This window comes from Rhizobium sp. FG96 (genome assembly GCF_057808655.1).
In genome coordinates this window covers 142,086-163,526 of sequence record NZ_JBMDIL010000016.1, presented here as the reverse complement: position 1 = coordinate 163,526, position 21,441 = coordinate 142,086, and the positions used below count along the sequence as shown (strand labels likewise).

Genomic DNA, 21,441 nt, shown 5'->3' with positions numbered 1-21,441 from the left:
AAGAGTTCGGAAAAAACATGGCGCGGGGCGGCCGCCAAGGCAAGCCTTCTGCAACGCCGAAGCGAATTTACACAGCAGGCGTTACAAAAATGCCCGCCTTGCGGCGGGCATCTTGGTTTTTCACCAGTTCGCGATTACGAGCGAACGAGGATGTTCTTGAACTGCCACGGATCCTTGGTGTCGAGATCTTCCGGGAACAGGCCCGGACGGCCATCAAGCGGGGTCCAGTCGGTGTAGTGACCTTCGACCGGGCCGAGGTAGGGCAGCTGCACTTCGAGGCAGCGCTTGTAGTCGATCTCGTCGGCTTCAACGATGCCGGCCTTCGGGTTTTCGAGAGCGTAGACCATGCCGGCCAGAACGGCCGACGTGACCTGCAGGCCGGTGGCGTTCTGGTACGGCGCGATGCGGCGGGTTTCTTCGAGCGACAGGCGCGAGCCGAACCAGTAGGCGTTCTTCTCGTGGCCGTAGAGCAGCACGCCGAGTTCGTCGATGCCTTCGACCAGTTCGTCCTCGTCGAGGACGTGGTGAACGGGCTGCGAGTTGCCGCCGTTGCCGAACATTTCATGCAGCGACAGAACGGCGTCGTTCGCCGGATGGTAGGCATAGTGGCAGGTCGGGCGGAAGGTCACTTCGCCGTCCTTGTCGCGCACCGTGAAGTAATCGGCGATCGAGATGGACTCGTTGTGGGTGACGAGGAAGCCGTACTGCGGACCCGGCGTCGGGCACCAGGTGCGAACGCGGGTGTTGGCGCCGGGCTGCTCGAGGTAGATGGCGGCCTTGCAGCCCTTCTTGTGCTTCTTGGCGTTCTTCGGCATCCAGTTTTCGTGGGTGCCCCAGCCGAGTTCGGCCGGCTGCAGACCTTCGGAGATGAAGCCTTCGACGGACCAGGTGTTCCAGAAGACGTTGAGCGGCTTCGGGTTCTTGGTGAGCTGCGTGTCGCGCTCGGCAATGTGGACGCCCTTTACGCCGAGCTTCTTCATCAGCTTCGCCCAGCCTTCGCGGTCGTGCTGATCCGGCTCTTCGAACTTCAGGCCGGTGTCATTGGCGAGGTTGACCAGCGCCTGCTTGACGAACCAGGAAACCATGCCCGGGTTTGCACCGCAGGTGGAAACGGCTGTTGCGCCGCCCGGGTTCTTTTCCTTTTCCTTGCGCACGGTTTCGCGCAGTGCATAGTTCGTGCGGTCGGCATTCTTCATGTTCTTGTCGAAATAGAAGCCGAGCCACGGCTCGACGACGGTATCGATGTAGAGAACGTCGAGCTTGCGGCAGAGCTTCATCAGGTCGAGCGAGCCGGTATCAACCGAGAGGTTGACGCAGAAGCCCTGGCCTTCGCCTTCCGTCAGCAGCGGCTTCAGGAGGTCCTTGTAGTTGTCCTTGGTCACATATTCCTTGATGTGACGGACGCCGTGCTTCTTGAGGATTTCCATGTCGCCCGGCTCTTCGCGCGGGTCGATGACAACCAACCGGTTCTTGTCGAACTTGAAGTGGCGCTCGATCAGCGGCAGCGTGCCGCGGCCGATGGAGCCAAAGCCGATCATCACGATCGGGCCGGTAATTTCGGCATATACCGGGTGGTTCTGTTCCGTCATTCTTTTCTCCTGTGGAAGGCGACGAAGGCGATCTGCCTGAAGAATTCTTCAAAATGGGCTGAAAATTCGCGAAGTGACCGGCTCTAACCACAAAATGGCGTCACAATAAAGAGCGTTCGGCCGGGAAATCTAATATCAGGCGGGTGCGAGCTGTTGTGCAAGGCTGTGCAGCTTCTGCACGAGCTCGGCTTTCTGCAGTGTCAATCCCTTGTAAGCCGTCTGCTGTTCGTCGAGCGCGGCAAGCTGCGTGGCGAAACTCGACGCGAGTTCGGCGGCGCGCGGGTGATGCTCGATCGCGGCGATCGGATCGACATAGACGCGGATCGTGAAGACGATGTCGCCGGAAACCGGAAGCTTGCGCAGCGTCTGCCGCTCAACGCGGGCGAAGCGCTCCGCAAGCGTGAAATCCTCGGAAGACGGCGGGCGCCGGTGCTTGGACACCGGCAGGAACAGATCGCCTGTCGTGTTGACTGACCAGTTCATCCGCTCGACGGGTTGGGTGACCTGCAGATTGTCGAAGATGCGGGTGATCAGCGCCGCGTTGCGCGTGCCTTCGCTGAAGCCCGGAACATCGGCATGGATCGCCTGCATCGGCCGGCCGAACTTTTCCTGCAGCGACCAGGACGACGGAAAGGAGACATGGCCTGCGACCAGATGCCACCCATCGTCCTTGCGGCGCATGATGACAATGTCGTCGGCAATCAGCAGGCCGGCCCGCATCAGCGGCGGGAGTGACACGTCGGCGAGGTCGACTTCGGTGCCGCCGGCCGTGATGATGTCGCCATGCCTGACATAGCGATCCGGGTAGGCGGAGCAGAGATGATCGGCGAGGAGGCCGAGACATTCTTCCTGGGCCCCTTGCGTATCGTCCTCGGCAACGAACACATCCTGGCGGTGTGCGGCGAGAAGCCCGCGCTTTTCCGCCAGATAACGCCCAAGGTCACCATCCGGCTCGATCCAACGGCCCGCATCGAGCGGCATCAAGCCGATAGTGAACGGCTTCGAGGATCCATCATAGGGTGTGTAAGCGGGAAGTTTCATTGTCAGGAAACTGCCGGTTTGCGGTGATTGATGCAAGAGTAAAGAGGCTAGCCCTTCAACGCTTCCAGTCCCTCATTAACCGTCGTCAGCGCCACTTCGGTCACCTCATACTCCGCCACCCCATGCACCGTAAACGGATCGGCGGCGACATAGGCTTCGATTTCGGCGCGGTCGCCGGTGGCGAGGATGACGCCGCCGGTGCGGGGGACCTTGCGGCCGGAGGCCAGGAACCAGCCCTTCGCATAGCCTTCCTTCACCCAGGCCATATGCGGCTCCATGTGCTTGTCGGCCTCTTCGTTGGGCTTCACATAGGTGAGGGAAAGTATGAGCATCTTTGATCCCGGGGGTTGTGCCTTTTTGGGGCTGTTGATAACAGAAATTGCACTGCCTTATCCATTTTCTTTTTATAGTTTTGAAGCATTGTGCCACACATCGCCATTAGTACGCCCGGAACCGTCGCATGACCAATATATCGGAGCGGCTTGCGGAGTTGCAGGAGGAAAGCGCCGTCATGATCGTCCTCTACGATCAGGACGACCGCGTGCAATATACAAATGCCGCCTTTCGCTCCACCTTCGCGCTTGAGCCGGACGAAACGCCCACATGGGCAGAGCTGATGCGCCGCAACACCAAGGCGGGGCGCGGCACCATCATTCGCACCACGGATTTCGAGGCATGGCTGATGTCTGCCCAGTCCCGCCGCGGCAAGCTGCCGTTCCGGGCCTTCGAGATGGATGTCGTCGACGGGCGCTGGTTCTGGATGACGGAGACGGTGCAGCGCGACGGCTGGATGCTGTGCATGGCGAGCGACATCACCCATATGAAAACCAGCCAGCGGGATCTGCGCCAGGATCGCGATTTCGCGCTGAGGGCATCGCAGACCGACGAGCTGACCTGTATCTCCAACCGCCGCTTCATGATGGCTGCGCTGGAGAACATGATCGCCCGCCAGGAAACATCGGCGCTCAGCGGCTGCATCTGCATCGTCGATCTCGATTTCTTCAAGCGCATCAACGGCAATTTCGGCCATCAGGTCGGTGATCAGGTGCTGATCGATTTCGCCCGGCGGGTGCAGCCGGTAATCAGGCGCCGCGACAGTTTCGGGCGGATCGGCGGCGAGGAATTCATGCTGGTGTTTCCGGATACGACGCTCGAACAAGGCGAGCGGATCATCGACCGCGTGCTGGAGCTGGTGCGCATTGCCCATCCGCTTCCGGCCCTACCGGGCTTTTCATATACCTGCTCGGCGGGGCTTGCAGAGCTCAAGGCCGGAGACACGGTGCAGCAGCTCTATGCGCGGGCCGACGAGGCGCTCTACATTGCCAAGCAGAGCGGCCGTGACCGGCTGAAGATCGCAGCCTAGGCAAGCACCGCGGGGATCAAGCCGCGTAGCGAATTGCCCATGTAGAGCCTGCCCCCGGCGATATCGGCGAGGCTGATCCTGCCGACGCGGGCCTTGCGCTGGCAGATGAGTTCGGTGCGTAAGACGCCTGCAAGCAGGCCGCAGGAGATCGGCGGCGTGCGCAACAGGCCCGAGCCGTCGTCGAGAAAGACCGAGGTGATCGTGCCTTCGCAGACCTCGTCCCTCTCGTTGAGCATCAGCACCTCGTCGGCTTCACTCGCTGGATATTCTGCCCGGGCGGCCTCATAGACCTGCCGGCGCGTGGTCTTGATGCGCAGCAGCTTGTCGGCACTGTCGAGCCTTTGCGAGGCAATGCGGACTTTCCAGATTGTCTCCGGTGCCAGCGGGGTGAAAGCCGCGCTCGTGACATCGATCCGCCCGGCGGCATCGAGCGTCAGGCGGACACGCAGCGGTGTCGTCGCACCGGCGATGGCCTCTTCGAGTTTCTCTTTTGCGGCAGACGGTGCGGGTAAGCCGATGCGGCGGGCGGAGCGGTCCAATCGGGCAAGATGCAGCCGCAGGCGGGTGAAGCCGATACCGGGTTCGAAGCGCAGGGTCTCAATCAGCGAGAAATTGCTCATCGGGCAATCTCCTGATCGCCGATGGCGAAGCGGGCCTTCAGCAGGCATTCCTCGTATTCGGCTTCGGCGGTCGAATCGAAGACGATGCCGCCGCCGACATTGAAGACGGCGCGGCCGTTGTCGAACAGGCTGATGGTGCGGATGGCGACGGAGAAGCGCATGGCGCCCGTCGGAGCGATCATACCGATCGCGCCGCAGTAGACGTCGCGCGGCCGGTCCTCGAGATCGTCGAGGATCTGCATGGCGCTGAGCTTCGGGGCGCCGGTGATCGAGCCGCAGGGGAAGAGGGCGGCGAAAATATCGCGGATTGTCAGATCGGGCAGGAGTTTCGCCTGCACATGGCTCACCATCTGGTGCACTGTCGGATAGGTCTCGATGTCGAAGAGCTTCGGCACATCCAGCGTGCCGACTTCGGTGATCCGCGAGATATCGTTGCGCAGCAGATCGACGATCATCCGGTTCTCGGCCTGCGTCTTGATATCGGCGAGCATCGCCGCCTTGATCGCCTCGTCCTCGGCCACGTCGGCGCCGCGCTTGGCGGTGCCTTTCATCGGATGCGTTTCGATCCAGCTGTCCTCATCAGTGCGGAAGAAGAGTTCCGGCGAGCGCGACAGGACGATGGGACCACCGAGATCGGCATAGGCGCCGTATTTCACCGGCTGCCGTTCGATCAGCGACCAGAAGGCGGCGAGCGGATCGCCGCTCCAGCGCGCCTCGATGGGCATGGTCAGGTTCGCCTGATAGCAGTCGCCCTGGCGCAGATGCCAGTGGAGGCGGTCGAAGCGCTCTCGATAGGTTTCGAAATTCCAGCCGGCCTTTGGGGCGGTGAGGAACTCTTCGTTGTCGCGGCGGCGGACAGGCTGGGCGAGGGGGTGACTGTCTGGTGTCGGACTGTCGAAGATGCCGAAGCAGAGAAGGGGGGATTGGCGATTGGCCGGTAGTTTTGGGGCGAGCTTGTCCTCGAAGAGGTAGCCGGTCTCGTAGGACATATAGCCCGCAAGCCATTTGCCGGCGGCTTTTGCGTCCTGCATGCGTTTCATGGCCGGGAAGAATTCGGCGCGGTCGTTGGCGATGATGATTTCGGACGGCTCGGAAAAGAGCATCGTCTGATCCGAGGTATCGTCGCGGAAGAGGATGAAGCGTGCGTTGCCCACCTACGCCTCCCTCATCCCTGCTCCCCGAGCTTGCTCGTGGGATGTCACAGGGATCCAGTGCGCCCAAGTCCTTGGGCGCGAAAGACTCCCTTCACGGCGCAGACGCGCCGTGGCTGGATTCCTGTGACATCCCACGAGCAAGCTCGGGGAGCAGGAATGAGGGAGTGGGTGGGTTGGCGTCATTCGCTCTCTCTTGGGCGGCAGCAAGGACGGCGCAACCCGCCTGACATGCGGAAAGTCGTCTCGCCGACCGCCCTTCGGGCCACCTTCTCCTCGCAAGGAGAAGACCTATCACTTCAGCCCTTATCCAAAGCTTCCAATTCGTCGATCAGCCCTTCGATCATCGACAGGCCCTTGCTCCAGAACGACGGATCGGTGGCGTCGAGGCCGAAAGGCTTGAGGAGTTCGGAGTGGTGCTTGGTACCGCCGGCCTTGAGGAGCTCGAAATACTTGTCCTGGAAACCCTTGTCGGCCTTCTGGTAGACGGCATAGAGCGAGTTCACCAGGCAGTCGCCGAAGGCGTAGGCGTAGACGTAGAAGGGCGAGTGGATGAAGTGCGGGATATAGGCCCAGTAGGTCTCGTATCCCTCGGAGATCTTGATCGCCGGGCCCAAGCTTTCGGACTGCACCGATAGCCACAGTTCGCCGATATCGTCGGAGGTCAGCTCTCCTGCCTTGCGGGCGGTGTGCACCTTGCGTTCGAATTCGTAGAAGGCGATCTGGCGCACGACCGTGTTGATCATGTCCTCGACCTTCTGGGCGAGCATCGCCTTGCGCTCGCGCTTGTCGCTGGTCTTGTCGAGCAGTGCGCGGAAGGTCAGCATCTCGCCGAAGACCGAGGCGGTCTCGGCCAGCGTCAGCGGCGTCTGGCACATCAGCGCGCCCTGACCGCCGGCCAGAACCTGATGGACGCCGTGGCCGAGTTCGTGGGCGAGCGTCATCACGTCGCGCGGCTTGCCCATGTAGTTGACGAGCACATAGGGATGCGCGGAGGGAACGGTCGGGTGCGCGAAGGCGCCCGGCGCCTTACCGGGGCGAACCGGAGCGTCGATCCATTCCTCGTCGAAGAAGCGCTTTGCGATCGCGGCCATCTCGGGTGCGAAATTGCCGTAGGCGGAGAGGACCGTGTCCTTTGCCTCGTTCCAGGAAATGACGGCGTTCGAGGTTTCCGGCAGCGGCGCGTTGCGGTCCCAGAAATTCATCTGGTCCATTCCGAGCCACTTCGCCTTCATCGAATAGTAGCGGTGCGAGAGGCGCGGGTAGGCTTCCTTGACGGCGGCAGCCAAGGCATCGACGACTTCGCGCTCGACGCGGTTGGCGAGATGCCTGGAGTCGGCGATGTCTTCGAAGCCGCGCCAGCGGTCGGAGATGTCCTTGTCCTTGGCGAGCGTATTAGTGATCAGCGTGAAGGTGCGGATATTGGCCTTGAAGGTTTCCGCCAGAGCCATCGCCGCCTTGTGGCGGGCTTCCGGGTTCGGATCCTGCAGCATGTTGAGCGCCACTTCGAGCGGCAGCTTCTCGCCGTCGATCTCGTAGCGCAGCTCGGCCATCGTCTCGTCGAACAGCCGGTTGAAGGCGGCAGCCGATGTCATCGACTTCTCAAGGAAGAGCTGCTCCAGCTTGTCGTCCAGCTGGTAGGGCTTGTCCTTGCGCAGGTCGACCAGCCACGGGCGGTAGTGGCCGGCGGCGGGATCGTTCGCCATGCAGGCGTCCATCACCGCGTCGTCGATGCGGTTGAGCTCGAGCGCGAAGAACAGCAGGTGGCCGGAGAATTCGGTGATGCGCGCCTGGACGTCGCCATAGAGCTTGCCGTTCACCGGGCTCGTCGTATCGGAGAAATAGGTGAGGCCGGCAAAGGAGCCGAGACGGCCGATGATATCGTCGAGCGCCTCATATTCCTTCAGCGCCTGGCCGATACCTTCCGCATCCGTCTTGGTGGCTGCGGCGGCCAGCTTGCCCTTCCACTTCTCTTCGAAGGCGATCGAATTCTTGCCGGCCTTTTCCATGTCGCTGGTGAAGGCGGTCGAGGTTGCGGAAGGGTAGAGATCCTGCAGTTTCCAGACCGGAAGATCGCCGAGCGCAGCGTCGGATGCACCGGCGGCAGATGTTGCCGAAAAATTAAGACCGGCGGCGTTGAGCACAAAATTCATGGCAGGGCTCCTCTTCCTCTTTTCAAACAGGTCTGACTGTCTATGCGCCAGAAGCCCCCGTATCAAGGGGTTTTCAGCAGCCAAAAGGCCCCGCTTCGGCACGGAATCGCCACCGTCACAATCGTTAAAATGCGATTATTTCTCAAAACTGGATGTTCAAGCCTTTCGGGCAGAGTGCAACCTAGGTTTCGCATGAAGTGAGGCGACAATGACCGGTTACAATGAGCTCAAAGGGGCAGGGCAGATACTCGTGGTCGAGGATGACCCGGTACAGCGCCGTCTGTTGAAGAACGCAATCGAGCGCCACGGGCACGTCGTCCATCAGGCAGAAAACGGCCGCATCGGCCTGGAGATGGTCAAGCGGGATGCTGGCCTCTTCAATGTGATCGTGCTCGATCTGATGATGCCGGAAATGACCGGTCTCGAGTTTCTTGAGGCGGTGCACGAATTCGGCACACAGATCCCGGTGATCGTTCAGACCGGCCAGGGCGGTATCGAAACGGTCGTCCAGGCGATGCGCGCCGGCGCCTTCGATTTCGTCGTCAAGCCGGTTTCCCCGGAACGTATCGCAACGTCGATCGCCAACGCGATGAAGCTCGACCAGCGTGAAGTGAAGGCCCGTGCCGGCCGCCGCTCGCGCTCAGGCGTCGTCGGTTTCGATGATATCGTCTCGGCAAGCCCGGCGATGATCCGCGTCATCGATCTGGCGCAGCGCGCTGCCCAGTCGAATATCCCGGTCGTTCTCGAAGGCGAGTCCGGCGTCGGCAAGGAGCTCGTCGCCCGTGCCATCCAGTCGGCCGGCGATCGCTCTGGCAAGCCGTTCGTGACCGTCAACTGTGGTGCGATCCCGCACAATCTGGTCGAAAGCATTCTCTTCGGTCATGAGAAGGGTGCGTTCACCGGCGCGACCGAACGCCACATCGGCAAGTTCATGGAAGCCGACGGCGGCACCATCTTCCTCGACGAGATCGGTGATCTGCCGCTTGAGGTTCAGGTGAAGCTTTTGCGCGCCGTGCAGCAGGGCGAGATCGAAACGGTCGGCGCCCGCACGGCCCATAAGGTCAATGTCCGGCTGATCTCGGCGACCAACAAGGACCTTATCGAAGAGGTCAAGAACGGCCACTTCCGCGAGGACCTCTACTATCGCCTCAACGTGTTCCCGATCACCATTCCGGCGCTGCGCAAGCGCAAGGAAGACATCCCGCATCTGGTGCGCGTCTTTGCCGACCGTTTCTCTTCGGAACAGAAGAACGGTCACCGCATGACCGTCAGCGCTGGCGCTCTGGCGCTGCTGACCGCCTATGACTGGCCGGGCAATATCCGCCAGCTGGAAAATGCGATCTTCCGCGCTGTGGTGCTTGCAGAAGGGCCTGAGCTGACGGAATCGGACTTCCCGCAGATCGCCGCACAGCTGCCGGAATACGATGTCGTCGATCATCTGGCGCTCGTGGCCGACAACTCGCACCGTGACCGCGAAGCCGAGTTCGCAGCGGCCGATTACAGCGTTCCGCCGCCGTCGATGATCGACACGTCTGGCCGCCATGGCGAAACGGCCGATAACGCCATCGCCAGCGTCAACCCGGCGGGCGAAGTGCGTAAACTTGCGGATGTTGAAGAGGAGTTGATCCGATTCGCCCTTAAATTCTATCGGGGCCAGATGAGTCAAGTTGCGAGGAAACTCGGCATCGGACGATCAACTTTGTACAGGAAGCTGAAAGATTACGGCATCGACCCCGATAATCCCCAGAAAGACGCGGCATAGCAGCTGCCGCGTTAGCATTCCCGCAAGCATGTCCGGTTACTGTTTATAAACCACTTGTTAGTCGATCGTTGACTATGTAAAGAAAAGGTTGATCGTGTGTGGCATTTTTGCCATCGTGTCACCGCATTTGACAGTCATTGGGACAACCGGACTATTAGGGCAGTCTGACGGGGATTGAGTTTGCCGGATTTGAATGAGCATACCAAGCCTTCGCGCTTGAGCTGGCGTGCACGTTGCGCCAACGTTAGCGGAAAGGCGGTTAGGACGGCGATGGCCGCCCTTCTCGCGCTCGCGGTGTCCTCACCGGTATTCGTCGGCACGCCGTCCGAGGCGGCGGGGGAAACCCGCAGCCTGAAGCTCTATTTCATTCATACGGGTGAAAAGGCAGTCATCACTTACAAACGCAACGGCAAGTTCGATCCGAAGGGTCTTGAGCAGCTGAACCGATTCCTTCGCGACTGGCGCAAGAACCAGCCGACGAAGATGGACCCGCATCTGTTCGACCTGATCTGGGAAGTCTACCGCCAGAGCGGCTCGAAGGATTACATCAACGTCGTCTGCGGTTTCCGTTCGCCCGGCACCAACGCCATGCTGAAGGCGCGTTCGCGCAATTCGGGCGTCGCCGAAAAGAGCCAGCACATGCTCGGCAAGGCGATGGACTTCTTCATTCCCGATGTGAAGCTCGCAACGCTGCGCGCCATCGGCATGAAGATGCAGGTCGGCGGCGTCGGTTTCTATCCGAAATCGGGTTCGCCCTTCGTGCACATGGATGTCGGCGGCGTTCGCGCCTGGCCGCGCATGAGCCGCGACGAGCTGGTCCGGCTTTTCCCGAACGGCAACACCCTGCATATCCCGGCTGACGGCACGCCGCTTCCGGGCTACCAGCAGGCACTCGCCGACTACAAGCGCCGCGTCAATTCCGACACGCTCGTTGCTGCCGTTGGCGGCGATAACCTTGCCTCGTCCAAGAAGCCGAAGACGCTGTTTGCGGCGCTGTTCGGCGGTGGTGCTGATGAGGAAGAGGATAGCTCGGACGATTCTGCACCGGTCGCAGTTGCCAAGGCAACGCCGACGAAGCCGGAAGCTCCGGCTGCCGCGGCTGAGCCTGCCGCGCCGGAAGACGTTCAGGTGGCTGCGGTCAACGCGCCGGTTCCGCAGGTTCGTCCGGCCTTTGCCGGTCAGCTCGGCGGTGGCGAAGTTGCCAATGCGATGCTGCCTGCCAATTCCGGCAATGCTGCTCAGCAGGCGCTTGCCGCCGCAACGGCGCAGGAAGACCAGCCGCAGCAGTTTGCCGATCTCAGCACCTACCGCGTCCCTGTTCCGGAGCTGCTTGGCCAGCGCCGCGAGCCGGGTGATGCGGAAGTTGCGTCTATCGATCCGTCGATGGCTGTCCCCACTCCGGTCGATCGTCCGGTGGCTGCAGAGAACCTGCTTGCCGCTGCTGCCGACGCTGATCCGGATGCTGCGGGCGACGAGGCCGAGGCGCAGCAGCTTTCGCCTGCCGTTGCCCAGCAGCTCGCCAAGGATGGCGCTGCAGCCAACCAGCAGGTCGCGGCTCTCGCGCCGTCGACCGTCGAGCAGGCTATCAGCGCTGCGATGCCGGGTTCGGCCAAGCCCGCTGAGAAGGCTCCCGTCCAGCTCGCTGCTCTGGCGCCCGCCAAGACCGCAAGCTTCGGTGACAGCTTCGACATGCCGCAGCAGCGCGCCAGCGATGATGTCGCACCGGTCGCGCCTTCCAAGGGCGGCCGTCCGACCAAGGCCGTTGCCGCTGCCGCCGATGCTGGCCGCGCTTCGATCCGCACCGAGCCGAAGCTGACGCAGAAGATGATCTCGCAGTGGGCGCTGACGAACTCCCGCATGGAAATGGTCACCAAGCCGGTCAAGGCGCCGCGCTTCGTCAGCCAGACGCTCCGCGCCCAGCCGACGGCCGTCTATGCCGAAGGCTTCAACGTCAAGACCGCTTCGATCGATCCCGGCCGCTTCAGCGGTACCGCCGTCAACTTCATGGAAGTGAAGAAGTTCAACACGAACTGACCGGTTTCAAATTCATTGAAGAAGCCGCTGGGGCGATCCGGCGGCTTTTTTGTTTGGGGTTCGTCACGGCAATAAAAAGGCCGCCGAGGCGCGGGGCCTGGCGGCTTTCGAAGCGAATATCTGGGATCAGCCTTCCGGCGGAGCCTCGATCATGCCGAGCGCGTGCAGGTAGGTGTCGAGGATCGCATCTTCTTCCATGCGTTCCTGCTCGTCCTTCTTGCGCAGAGCGACGACCTTCTTGAGGATCTTGGTATCGAAGCCCATGCCCTTGGCTTCGCCGTAGACATCCTTGATGTCGTCGGCAATGGTCTTCTTTTCTTCTTCCAGGCGTTCGATACGCTCGACAAAAGCGCGAAGCTGATCGCGGGCGACGCCATGAGCATCAGACATCCGTGTTCTCCTGATTTTTCGGATTGGAATTCGTGGGCAGTGACTGCCGTGAAGCGGCGCCGCGGTCAAGTCCCTTCGGCGGCGATGACGTTATTTGTGGGGATTGTTTTCAGCAAAAGCCGTCTTCTGTGCTTCCGATGCCTCGTTCTGGTGGAGGTTCTTCCACTCGTCATAGGGCATGCCATAGACGATCTCGCGGGACTGGTCCTTGGTCACAGGCACACCGTTTTCCTCGGCCGCCTCGCGATACCAGTTCGACAGACAGTTGCGGCAGAAGCCGGCGAGGTTCATGAGATCGATGTTCTGGACGTCGGTGCGCTCACGCAGATGGGCGGCCAGCCGGCGGAAGGCGGCTGCCTCGAATTCGGTCTGCTGTTCCTTCGTCAGTTCCGTCATCGTCTCTTCCTTCATGCGTAGGGGCCGGTGCGCGAGGGGTGCACCTTGTATTCGTGCAGCGCCGGATCGGCATTCATCGCCGCAAAGACCGGCGCCAGCCGTTCGGCCCATTCGGCAATCCCGGCCTCGTCGCCGATCAGATCCTGGCGGACCTCGAGGAGCGCGTGCGGGATGCCCGTCACCATGCAGTGCTGGTACATGGTATCGCCCTTGAGCGCGCCGTCATAGGGCTCGTTGTCGCCGACTATCAGATCGGGATCGCGGCGCAGCATGTCAAGCAGCGGGCCGACGGCGCGGTGATCGCTATCCCAGAGCACGGCGGCGTGCCAGGGACGGGGAACGCCCTTCCACGCGGGCGTATAGGAATGCAGCGAGAGGACCAGCGGCGCCTTGCCGGTGGCGCTGGCCACCTTGGCGATCTCCATCGCTACGGCATCGTGATAGGGGCGATGGAAGCGCTCGATGCGGCCCTGCCATTCGGCCTTGGAGATCGGGTGATTGCCGGGAATGATCGCGCCGTCGGAGATTTTCATGATCAGCGTCGGGTCGTCTTCGCCGCGGTTCGGGTCGATCAGCAGGCGGGAGAAGCCGCCGAGAACGGCGGGTACACCGAGCCTTGCCGACAGGCTGCGCACCAGGCCCTCGATGCCGATGTCGTAGGCGATGTGGCGGGCGAAGGCGGTCTCCGGCAGGCCGAGCTTTCCGTAGCTTTCGGGTAGCCGGTTCATGGCGTGATCGCCGAGGATCACCATGCCGCTGTCATGTTTGCCGGGTAGGATTTCGAAGGGTTGGAAGTCTTCCATCAGCGAATGGCCATTCGTCATTTCGGGCGAGGGGTCACTGATCGCATGCACGTGCCGGAGGTTCAAGCCGGATCATCGCGCGTCTGCGGCAACGCGATGGTCACAAGCAGGTTATGAAAGGAATATAATCGATTAGCATCGCGTTGACATTCGCCGGATGGCGGCGCAAGAAGGCACGGGAAAACGAATAACCGTGGGAGCAAATCGGAAGCCGTGTTGATGCAAGCCGCACCAAGTTTCCTCACCCGGTCCGGGCCGCTTGCCCGCCTCGCATTGTTCGCATTCGCAGCCATGATGCCATTCTTCGCCGCAAACGCGGCCCGCGCGGACTTCCGCGTCTGCAATGGCACGCAAAATCTGGTCGGGGTCGCCATCGGCTATCGTGCCAAGGATGGCTGGATTACCGAAGGCTGGTGGCAGGTCCCGGCAACGACCTGCGCGACGCTGATCGAAGGAGAGCTGCAGTCGCGATACTATTACCTCTACGCAGAAGATGCCGCCCGGGGAGGCCGTTGGACGGGCGATGTGCAGATGTGCGTAGCGGAAAACGAGTTCAAGATCACGGGCGTCAATGACTGCTATGCCCGTGGCTATCAGAAGATGGGGTTCAAGGAATATGATACGGGCCGCCAGGGCAGCTGGATGGTCCAACTTTCCGATACGCCCGGAACGCAAGAAAGCCCGAATTGATGAAGCGTAACCGCAAAGTAAAAATCCTCGCAACGCTCGGCCCCGCCTCCAGCGAAGAAGCGATGATCGAGAAGCTGCACCAGGCCGGTGCCGACGTTTTCCGCATCAACATGAGTCATGCGAGCCATGACTTGATGCGCACCCTGGTTCAGCGTATCCGCTCCGTCGAAGCGCGCTCCGGCCGCCCGATCGGTATCCTCGCCGACCTGCAGGGCCCGAAGCTTCGCGTCGGCAAATTCGCCGATACCAAGGTCGACCTGAAACCCGGCCAGACCTTCACGCTCGACAACAACGAAGCCCCCGGCGACGCCACCCGCGTCTTCCTGCCGCATCCGGAAATCCTGGAATCGGTACAGCCGGGCCATCGCCTGCTGATCGACGACGGCAAGCTCGCGCTGCGCGCTGAGAAGTGCGACGGCAAGAGCATCGTCACCACCGTCATTTCCGGCACCAAGATTTCCGACCGCAAGGGCGTCAGCCTTCCCGATACGCTGCTGACCGTCGGCGTTCTGACGGACAAGGACCGCGTCGACCTCGACGCTGTGCTGGCGACCGACGATGTCGACTGGGTCGCGCTTTCCTTCGTGCAGCGCCCGGAAGATCTCGCCGAAGTGCGCAAGATCGCCAAGGGCCGCGTCGGCATCATGTCGAAGATCGAAAAGCCGCAGGCAATCGAGCGTATCGAAGAGATCATCGAGCTTTCGGACGCGCTGATGGTTGCCCGTGGCGACCTCGGCGTCGAAATGCCGCTCGAAGCCGTTCCCGGTATCCAGAAGCAGCTGATCCGCGCCTGCCGCCGTTCGGGCAAGCCCGTCGTCGTCGCCACGCAGATGCTGGAATCGATGATCACCGCTCCGGTGCCGACCCGCGCCGAAGTCTCCGACGTGGCGACCGCCGTGTTCGAAGGTGCGGATGCCGTCATGCTGTCGGCCGAATCCGCTTCCGGTGACTATCCGGTCGAGGCAGTCGCGACCATGGCGTCGATCGCCAGCGCCATCGAGCGCGAGCCGCACTATCCGGGCATCATCTACGCCCAGCGCGCCCAGCCTGAGGCAACCGGTGCCGACGCGATCTCGCTCGCAGCCCGCCAGATTGCCGAAACGCTGAAGCTCTCGGCCATCGTCTGTTATACCTCGTCGGGCACGACCGGCCTGCGCGCCTCGCGCGAACGCCCGCAGGTTCCGATCCTGGCGCTGTCGCCGATCATCAAGACCGCCCGCCGTCTGGCGATCGTCTGGGGCCTGCACTGCGTCGTCACCCATGACGCGACCGACCTCGACGACATGGTCAACCGTGCCTGCCGCATCGTCGCCGACGAAGGCTTCGGCAAGCCGGGCGACCGCATCATCATCTCGGCCGGCGTTCCGCTCGGCACGCCTGGTGCCACCAACATGATCCGCATCGCCTATATCGGCTCCGACGGCCGCAGCGGCATCTGACAACTTCGAGGCTTGGTCTCGATAGCCCGCCGGGAAACCGGCGGGTTTTTCTTTTGCCGTAATCTTGAACGGACGATGGCGACATGCGAGCCTCCTGAAAAATCCGGGAGGTGGATATGGACGCCGTTACAATTCTCGCCTTTGCCGCAGTTTCTTTCGTTGGGATCGCGACACCTGGGCCGACGGTCCTGCTGGCGCTCAACAATGGCTCGCGCTACGGCGTCAGGCGAGCCATTCCCGGCATGCTGGGCGCCGTGTTTTCGGATTTCGTCTTGATCGGCGCGGTTGCCGTTGGTCTCGGTGCTTTGCTTGCCGCGTCGGAATTCTGGTTCTCCGTGCTGAAATATTGCGGCGCGGCCTATCTCGCCTTTCTCGGCATCATGCTGCTGCGATCGAAGGGATCTCTCGATGTCGCGCTCGCGGAGCAGGGCGGCGGATCCCGGTCAGCGATTGCTATCGGGCTGAAGAGCTTCATGGTGGCTGTTACCAATCCGAAGGGCTACCTGTTCTTTTCCGCCTTTCTGCCGCAGTTTATCGATCCCACATCGCCACAGGCATCACAGTACCTGTTGCTTGCGCTCGTCTTCTCCGCGCTCGATTTCGTCATCATGTTCGGCTACGCGGTGTTCGGTTCGCAAGCGGCGCGCTTTCTCAAGACGAGCGGTGCCATATGGCTTGAGCGCGCCTGCGGGGGCGCGCTCCTGGCTCTTGCGGGGTCGCTCGCGTTTTACCGCCGGGCAACGGCCTGAGAGGCGGCTGGCAGCGACATGTGCCCGACGCGGTAGATCTGGCCGTCGCCTGATATCAGCGGCATATCCGCGTAGAGCATGAAGCGGACGAGCGACCACGATCTGGCTTCGAAGCCGGAGATCGAGGCCAGCGCATCGCGTTTGCGTCCTGTCTGCCTTGCCCGTTCCGCTTCTTCCGCGCGCAGAGCCGCGAGATCGGCGTGCGGCTCGATTGGGAGACGCTCGGCGGTCGCGAACTTGGCGTTGCCGAGATCGGCGGCTGTCTCGGCGTGCCAGACCATCCACTGGTCGATGCTTGGCCGGCCGAAAGATTGCGTCAGCGTCTGGAAGCCCGGGCCGGTGATGAAGTTGCTCGCGCCCTCCGGCTGGTCCCAGAGGTAGAAAGGGGCGTAGAGGTTTTCCTGGCCGCCGAATTCGCCTTTGCGGGCGCTGAGATAGGCCTTGAAAGCGAGATGCGGAAAGCCGTCCGTGCCCGGGCCGCGCTCGCGCATGCGGCGGTCGATGATGCCCATGTCGTAATCGGCGGGCAGGGTGAAGCTGTATTGCATGGCGATCATGACGATATCTCCACGGGTTCCAGCCAGTCGACGAAGCGCTCCCCATCGGTTGCCTGGATGCTGACATAGCTGAAGGGCGCATCCTCGGCCGCGCCATGCCAGTGCTTTTCGCCAGCCGCAAACCACACGGCGTCGCCGGGCCTGATTTCCTCGACCGGGCCGCCGTCGCGCTGCGCCCGTCCTATGCCCGAGAGGGCATAGAGCAGCTGTCCGCGGGGATGGGTGTGCCAGTTGGTGATCGTGCCGGGATCGAGCGTGGCGCGCATTGCCGCATTCTCTCCGGCGGAACTGCCATCCAGCAGCGCCTCCACCCAGAAGGGCGCGGATGCGATGCCATCGGGGGAGCGCACGGCGCCTCCCGGACGGCGGATCGTCATGGCCGTGGGATTGCCGCTCATGACGGCTCGCCCATGGCGCGGGCACGCCAGTTGTCGTCGGCCATCTGTGCCACGCCGTCGCCGAAGGACCATTCGTCGGGCTGCGAGCTGACGATGGTGATCATGATGTCTTCCTTGCGCAGGCCCGGCGCCTCGCCCAGCAGTTCGGCGGCGCGCTTGAAGAAGGCTTTGCGCGTCTCCGTGCTGCGGGGGCGTCCCGCGCGGATGGCAAACAGGACGAAATCGTCGGAGCGGGGTCCGGCCAGATAGTTGCGGTCGAAGATCAGCTCGCCGGGTTCATGCTGCTGTATCTCATGGAACCGATCGGCCGGGGGCACGTCGAAGGCCTCGACGAGGGCGCGGTGGATGCCATCGGAGAGGGCGCGCAGATATTCCGGCGACTTGCCTTTGAGGAGAGAAATGCGAACGAAGGGCATGGGAGCCTCCTTGTTTGAAATCTTGACAGGAGGACCATCGCACGGCAGATTAATCCATAAAATCAGAATATATCGAACGTATGATCCTGAAAATTGGGATTGATGATGCGCAAGACAAATTTCGATCTGGATGTTCTCCGCACCTTCGTGGCCGGCATGGAGCTCGGCAATTTCGCCAAGGCGTCCGAGCGTCTCGGCCGCTCGACATCGGCCGTCAGCGCACAACTGAAGAAGCTGGAGGAGCAGGCGGGAACGCCGATCTTCCGCAAGTCCGGCCGCGGGCTGGCGCTGACCGATGCCGGGGAGACGATGCTTGCCTATTCCCGGCGGCTTCTGGAGCTCAACGATGAGGCGGTGGCGGCGATCCAGAGCGTCGAGCTCGAAGGCTGGGTGCGGCTCGGGCTGCAGGAGGATTTCGGCGAGACCGTCTTGCCGGAGGTGCTCGGCCGTTTTGCCAGGGCACATCCGAAAGTCCGGATCGAGGCGCGCGTGGTGCGCAATGCCGAACTGATCGAGCGGGTGACGACCGGCAAGCTCGATCTGGCGCTTGCCTGGAGCAACGGCAATGCGACGGCGCATTGCGAGATGGTGGGCGAGGTGCCGATGCTGTGGGTCGGACCGGCTTCGGGGCCGCAGGGCTGGACGGTCGAAAGCGGCGAGCCGCTGCCGCTGGCTTCGCTCGAAGCGCCCTGCCTGCTCAGGACCGCGGCGATCGATGCGCTCGACCGGGCCAACATTCCCTGGAGGCTCTCCTTTGTCAGCCCCAGCCTCGGTGGCCTCTGGGCCGCGACGGCGGCGGGGCTCGGTATCACCATCCGCACGCCGCTCGGTCTTCCTGCCAAGGTGAAGCCGGTTTCGCCTGAAGCTGCCGGTTTGCCCGCTCTGCCGTCGCTCGGCCTGATGCTGCATCGCGCCGAGGCGGATCCGGATGCGGCAACCGCGCGGCTGTCATCGATCGTGCTGCAGGCAGCACAGGAAGCGCTTGCCGGTCTTTCGCCGCAACCGATGCTGATGCGGGCCTAGGCCACCAGTTCGCTTTGGGCGTTGCGGCGGATGACGGCCGGCGGCTGGCCGAAGGCGCGCAGGAAGGCGCGGCGCATCCGCTCGCGGTCGGCAAAGCCGGTTTCGCGCGCCACGACATCGATCGGGTGGCGGCCCTGTTCCATCATCAGCCGCGCCGCTTCCAACCGCAGGTTCTCCACGGCCTTTGCCGGGGACTGGCCGGTTTCGGAGCGGAAAGTGCGGCTGAACTGGCGCGGGCTCAGATGCGCGGCGTCGGCCAGCTCCTCGACGGAGAGCGCGCTCGTCAGATTGCTTCTGGCATAGGTGAGCGCCTTCTGGATGCGGTCCGATTTCGGCTCGAGATCCAACAGCGTCGAGAATTGCGACTGGCCACCGGCGCGGCGGTGGTAGACGACCAGCTTGCGGGCGATGGCGCGGGCGACGTCGGCGCCATGATCGTTCTCGACCATCGCCAAAGCCAGATCCAGACCGGCAGTCATGCCGGCCGAAGTCCAGATCGAGCCATCGACGATGAAGATGCGGTCCTCATCGAGCTTGATGGCGGGATAGCGGGATTTCAGCTCGCGGGCGAGATGCCAGTGGGTGGTGACCCTGCGGCCGTCGAGGACACCGGCATCGGCCAGCAGAAAGGCGGCGGTGCAGATCGAAGCGAGCCGCCGCGAGGCATCTGCCGCCTCACGAATGAACGCGGCCTCTCCCGCCGTAGGCAGGCGGATATCGGGCGCACCGGAAACGATCAGCGTATCGAAGGCGGGATCACTGAAGGCTTCGGTGTGGATGATCATGCTGAGCGAGCTTGGCACCGGGCCGCCGGTTTCCGAGACATAGCGGATCTCGTAGGCCTGCTCGCCAAGCTGGATATTGGCGAACTCGAAAGCCGAGACGGCGGCGAGGCTCATGATCTGGAAGCCGGGATAGACAAGAAAGCCGATGCGCTGCATGGCCGAAAACTCCGTTTGTCCTAAAAGGTGGTTTATATGACATTCAGGACATCGGCAATCCCTCGTAAAACATCCCTCAAGCGATGGCATTCGCCAAAGCAATTGAAGGAGAAAGACCATGAGCGATTTGAACAAGGGCATCGCGCTCGTCACCGGTGCGTCATCAGGCATCGGCGCGATCTATGCCGACAGGCTTGCCAAGCGCGGCTACGATCTCATTCTGGTGGCGCGCAATGGCGAACGCCTCTCGGCGCTCGCGAGCCGCATCAGCGGCGAGACCGGCCGCAAGGTCGAGACTGTCGTTGCCGATCTCGGCGCGCAGGCTGATCTTGCCAAGGTGGAAGCTGTGCTGAAGGGCGACCGCAACATCACGCTCTTGGTCAACAATGCCGGTGTCGGCGGCACGGCGCCGCTGCTTTCGGCAGATGTCGACAAGATGCAGCAGATGATCGACCTGAACGTCACCGCGCTGATGCGGTTGACCTATGCCGCAGTGCCGGGCTTCGTTGCCCGCGGCGGCGGCGCGATCATCAATATCGCCTCGATCGTGGCAATCGCGCCGGAGATCCTCAACGGCGTTTATGGTGGCACGAAAGCCTTCGTGCTGGCCTTCAGCCAGTCGCTGAAGCATGAGCTGACGGACAAGAATATCCGCGTTCAGGCCGTTCTGCCGGGCGCCACCGCGACGGAATTCTGGGGCATTGCCGGGATGCCGGTCGAGCATCTGCCGGGCGAAATCGTCATGTCCGCCGAAGCGATGGTCGATGCCTCGCTCAAGGGCTTCGACCAGGGCGAGTTCGCGACCATCCCCGCGCTCGAAGACGCAGCGCTGTTGCAGGCCCATGAAGATGCGCGGCAGGCTTTGATGCCGCACCTCTCGCGCTCCGTGCCTGCGGCGCGCTACGGCGTCTGATTTAGCCGAAGCGCTCCAGCGCCGTTGCGAAGACATCGGTATCGACATTGCCGCCCGAGGTGATGGCGATGACGGTGTCGCTCTCCAATGCCTTGCCGTGGAACAAAGCCGCGGCAAGCGCCACTGCGCCCCCCGGCTCGACAATGATCTTCAGCCGCTTGAAGGCGAGCGCCATGGCGCGGAGTGCCTCTTCATCGGTGACGACGATGCCGGCGCCGGCGAGGCGCTTCAGGATCGGGAAGGTAATCTTGCCCGGTTCGGGCGTAATGATCGCATCGCAAATCGAGCCGGTCATCGAGGCGTTGCGCCTGATCTCGCCTGCGGCCAGCGAGCGGGCGAAGTCGTCGAATTTTTCCGGCTCGCAGGTGCGGACCGTGAAGGACGGCGCGCTCGCTTCGAGCGCCAGAGCGACGCCGGAGCTGAGGCCGCCGCCACCGCAGGGGATCAACACTTCGGCCGTCTTGACGCCTTCCTCTTCCGCCTGCTCGGCGATCTCCAGTCCTGTCGTGCCCTGTCCGGCGATGACGAGCGGTTCGTCGAAGGGTTTGACCAGCGTCAGGCCGCGCTCGGCGGAGAGGCGGTCGCCAATCGCGTCACGGTCTTCCTTGGCGCGGTCGTAGAGCACCACTTCGGCGCCGAAGGCGCGGGTGTTGTCGATCTTCAGCTTCGGCGCGTCCGAGGGCATGATGATGACCGAGGGGACGCCGTGCAGCTTGGCGGCCAGCGCCACGCCCTGGGCATGGTTGCCCGACGAGAAGGCGATGACACCGCGCTTGCGGACATCAGGCTCCAGCCCCGATACCGCCGACCAGCCGCCGCGGAACTTGAAGGAACCGGTATGCTGCAGACATTCGGCCTTCACGAAGACCCGCCGCCCGGCCATTTCATCGAGGAACGGCGAGGAGAGCAGCGGCGTGCGCCTGGCATGCCCGCGCAGGCGGGCACGGGCGGCAACGATCATTTCAATGGATGCCATGGGATGTTCTTTCGGCTGGTGTGCTGCGCCATGAATA

The 21,441-nt window shown here is 62.6% G+C and carries 21 protein-coding genes and 2 pseudogenes; 9 read left to right on the top strand and 14 right to left on the bottom strand.

Annotated features, from left to right (window positions below; translation table 11 throughout):
* Positions 1 to 134 precede the first annotated feature (134 nt).
* The 3 genes from ACODR6_RS27140 to ACODR6_RS27130 all read right to left on the bottom strand — a co-directional run bounded on the left by ACODR6_RS27140 (position 135) and on the right by ACODR6_RS27130 (position 2,962).
* Positions 135 to 1,589 carry a homospermidine synthase gene (locus tag ACODR6_RS27140; RefSeq protein ID WP_112719943.1) on the bottom strand — a complete coding sequence of 485 codons (1,455 nt, stop codon included), beginning with the start codon at positions 1,587 to 1,589 and terminating at the stop codon, positions 135 to 137.
* A 135-nt stretch (positions 1,590 to 1,724) separates the two neighbouring features.
* Positions 1,725 to 2,630, bottom strand: coding sequence for a heme-dependent oxidative N-demethylase family protein (locus tag ACODR6_RS27135; RefSeq protein WP_489025446.1), 906 nt, complete (start codon positions 2,628 to 2,630; stop codon positions 1,725 to 1,727).
* A 47-nt stretch (positions 2,631 to 2,677) separates the two neighbouring features.
* Complete coding sequence (locus ACODR6_RS27130) at positions 2,678 to 2,962, bottom strand: YciI family protein (RefSeq protein ID WP_489025444.1); 285 nt, start codon at positions 2,960 to 2,962, stop codon at positions 2,678 to 2,680.
* A gap of 128 nt (positions 2,963 to 3,090) precedes the next feature.
* Between ACODR6_RS27130 and ACODR6_RS27125 the strand changes: the two genes are divergently transcribed.
* Entirely contained in the window at positions 3,091 to 3,993 is a 903-nt protein-coding gene (locus ACODR6_RS27125) for a GGDEF domain-containing protein (RefSeq protein WP_489025442.1), read from the top strand.
* On the opposite strand, the gene ACODR6_RS27120 is transcribed toward ACODR6_RS27125, so the two are convergent.
* The 3 genes from ACODR6_RS27120 to ACODR6_RS27110 all read right to left on the bottom strand — a co-directional run bounded on the left by ACODR6_RS27120 (position 3,990) and on the right by ACODR6_RS27110 (position 7,917).
* Positions 3,990 to 4,613, bottom strand: a complete 624-nt coding sequence (locus ACODR6_RS27120; RefSeq protein WP_489025440.1) for an aminotransferase class IV family protein — start codon at positions 4,611 to 4,613, stop codon at positions 3,990 to 3,992. The two genes, ACODR6_RS27125 and ACODR6_RS27120, sit on opposite strands and share 4 nt — an antisense overlap.
* Positions 4,610 to 5,716: an aminodeoxychorismate synthase component I gene (locus ACODR6_RS27115; protein WP_489025469.1), complete on the bottom strand. Its 1,107-nt coding sequence runs from the start codon at positions 5,714 to 5,716 to the stop codon at positions 4,610 to 4,612. The genes ACODR6_RS27120 and ACODR6_RS27115 overlap by 4 nt, the downstream gene beginning before the upstream one ends.
* Before the next feature lie 347 nt (positions 5,717 to 6,063).
* Positions 6,064 to 7,917 (bottom strand): M3 family oligoendopeptidase, encoded by a 1,854-nt coding sequence (locus tag ACODR6_RS27110; protein WP_489025439.1) that lies wholly within the window; start codon positions 7,915 to 7,917, stop codon positions 6,064 to 6,066.
* Between the two features lie 208 nt (positions 7,918 to 8,125).
* On the opposite strand from ACODR6_RS27110, the pseudogene ACODR6_RS27105 reads away from it, so the two are divergent.
* The 3 genes and pseudogenes from ACODR6_RS27105 to ACODR6_RS27095 form a co-directional block, all read left to right on the top strand.
* Positions 8,126 to 9,383: pseudogene (locus ACODR6_RS27105) on the top strand (sigma-54-dependent transcriptional regulator); the annotation flags it as partial.
* Positions 9,384 to 9,469: 86 nt separating this feature from the next.
* Positions 9,470 to 9,679, top strand: a pseudogene (locus ACODR6_RS27100) (helix-turn-helix domain-containing protein); the annotation flags it as partial.
* Between the two features lie 180 nt (positions 9,680 to 9,859).
* Positions 9,860 to 11,713, top strand: coding sequence for a peptidoglycan L,D-endopeptidase MepK (locus ACODR6_RS27095; protein WP_130282090.1), 1,854 nt, complete (start codon positions 9,860 to 9,862; stop codon positions 11,711 to 11,713).
* A gap of 126 nt (positions 11,714 to 11,839) precedes the next feature.
* Here ACODR6_RS27095 and ACODR6_RS27090 read toward each other — a convergent pair whose 3' ends face one another.
* From ACODR6_RS27090 to ACODR6_RS27080, 3 genes are all read right to left on the bottom strand, one after another.
* Positions 11,840 to 12,103, bottom strand: coding sequence for a DUF2312 domain-containing protein (locus tag ACODR6_RS27090; protein ID WP_007527482.1), 264 nt, complete (start codon positions 12,101 to 12,103; stop codon positions 11,840 to 11,842).
* Positions 12,104 to 12,193: 90 nt separating this feature from the next.
* Entirely contained in the window at positions 12,194 to 12,499 is a 306-nt protein-coding gene (locus tag ACODR6_RS27085) for a DUF1244 domain-containing protein (RefSeq protein WP_489025436.1), read from the bottom strand.
* An 11-nt stretch (positions 12,500 to 12,510) separates the two neighbouring features.
* Positions 12,511 to 13,302 (bottom strand): N-formylglutamate amidohydrolase, encoded by a 792-nt coding sequence (locus ACODR6_RS27080; protein WP_489025467.1) that lies wholly within the window; start codon positions 13,300 to 13,302, stop codon positions 12,511 to 12,513.
* Positions 13,303 to 13,521: 219 nt separating this feature from the next.
* On the opposite strand from ACODR6_RS27080, the gene ACODR6_RS27075 reads away from it, so the two are divergent.
* From ACODR6_RS27075 to ACODR6_RS27065, 3 genes are all read left to right on the top strand, one after another.
* Positions 13,522 to 13,992 carry a DUF1036 domain-containing protein gene (locus tag ACODR6_RS27075; protein WP_112385515.1) on the top strand — a complete coding sequence of 157 codons (471 nt, stop codon included), beginning with the start codon at positions 13,522 to 13,524 and terminating at the stop codon, positions 13,990 to 13,992.
* Positions 13,992 to 15,431 carry a pyruvate kinase gene (pyk, locus tag ACODR6_RS27070; protein ID WP_112719920.1) on the top strand — a complete coding sequence of 480 codons (1,440 nt, stop codon included), beginning with the start codon at positions 13,992 to 13,994 and terminating at the stop codon, positions 15,429 to 15,431. Before ACODR6_RS27075 ends, pyk begins: the two co-directional genes overlap by 1 nt.
* Positions 15,432 to 15,547: 116 nt before the next feature.
* Positions 15,548 to 16,180, top strand: a complete 633-nt coding sequence (locus ACODR6_RS27065; protein WP_489025433.1) for a LysE family translocator — start codon at positions 15,548 to 15,550, stop codon at positions 16,178 to 16,180.
* Here ACODR6_RS27065 and ACODR6_RS27060 read toward each other — a convergent pair.
* The 3 genes from ACODR6_RS27060 to ACODR6_RS27050 are packed head-to-tail and all read right to left on the bottom strand — an operon-like array spanning position 16,159 to position 17,551.
* A complete protein-coding gene (locus tag ACODR6_RS27060) occupies positions 16,159 to 16,737 on the bottom strand; it encodes a DUF4865 family protein (protein ID WP_489025431.1) in 579 nt (192 codons plus the stop codon). The genes ACODR6_RS27065 and ACODR6_RS27060 overlap by 22 nt on opposite strands.
* Positions 16,734 to 17,135, bottom strand: coding sequence for a cupin domain-containing protein (locus ACODR6_RS27055; protein WP_489025429.1), 402 nt, complete (start codon positions 17,133 to 17,135; stop codon positions 16,734 to 16,736). Before ACODR6_RS27055 ends, ACODR6_RS27060 begins: the two co-directional genes overlap by 4 nt.
* The gene (locus tag ACODR6_RS27050; protein ID WP_413710250.1) at positions 17,132 to 17,551 is read right to left on the bottom strand and encodes a tautomerase family protein; all 420 of its coding nucleotides are present in this window, start codon (positions 17,549 to 17,551) and stop codon (positions 17,132 to 17,134) included. The genes ACODR6_RS27055 and ACODR6_RS27050 overlap by 4 nt, the downstream gene beginning before the upstream one ends.
* A gap of 105 nt (positions 17,552 to 17,656) precedes the next feature.
* Here ACODR6_RS27050 and ACODR6_RS27045 point away from each other — a divergent pair, with 105 nt between their 5' ends.
* On the top strand, positions 17,657 to 18,574 hold the full coding sequence (locus tag ACODR6_RS27045) for a LysR substrate-binding domain-containing protein (RefSeq protein ID WP_489025427.1): 918 nt from the start codon (positions 17,657 to 17,659) through the stop codon (positions 18,572 to 18,574).
* Here ACODR6_RS27045 and ACODR6_RS27040 read toward each other — a convergent pair.
* A complete protein-coding gene (locus tag ACODR6_RS27040; RefSeq protein WP_489025426.1) occupies positions 18,571 to 19,515 on the bottom strand; it encodes a GlxA family transcriptional regulator in 945 nt (314 codons plus the stop codon). The genes ACODR6_RS27045 and ACODR6_RS27040 overlap by 4 nt on opposite strands.
* A gap of 118 nt (positions 19,516 to 19,633) precedes the next feature.
* Between ACODR6_RS27040 and ACODR6_RS27035 the strand changes: the two genes are divergently transcribed.
* Positions 19,634 to 20,428 (top strand): SDR family NAD(P)-dependent oxidoreductase, encoded by a 795-nt coding sequence (locus tag ACODR6_RS27035; protein ID WP_489025424.1) that lies wholly within the window; start codon positions 19,634 to 19,636, stop codon positions 20,426 to 20,428.
* A 1-nt stretch (position 20,429) separates the two neighbouring features.
* On the opposite strand, the gene ACODR6_RS27030 is transcribed toward ACODR6_RS27035, so the two are convergent.
* Positions 20,430 to 21,404, bottom strand: coding sequence for a threonine ammonia-lyase (locus ACODR6_RS27030; protein WP_112719913.1), 975 nt, complete (start codon positions 21,402 to 21,404; stop codon positions 20,430 to 20,432).
* Positions 21,405 to 21,441: the final 37 nt, after the last annotated feature.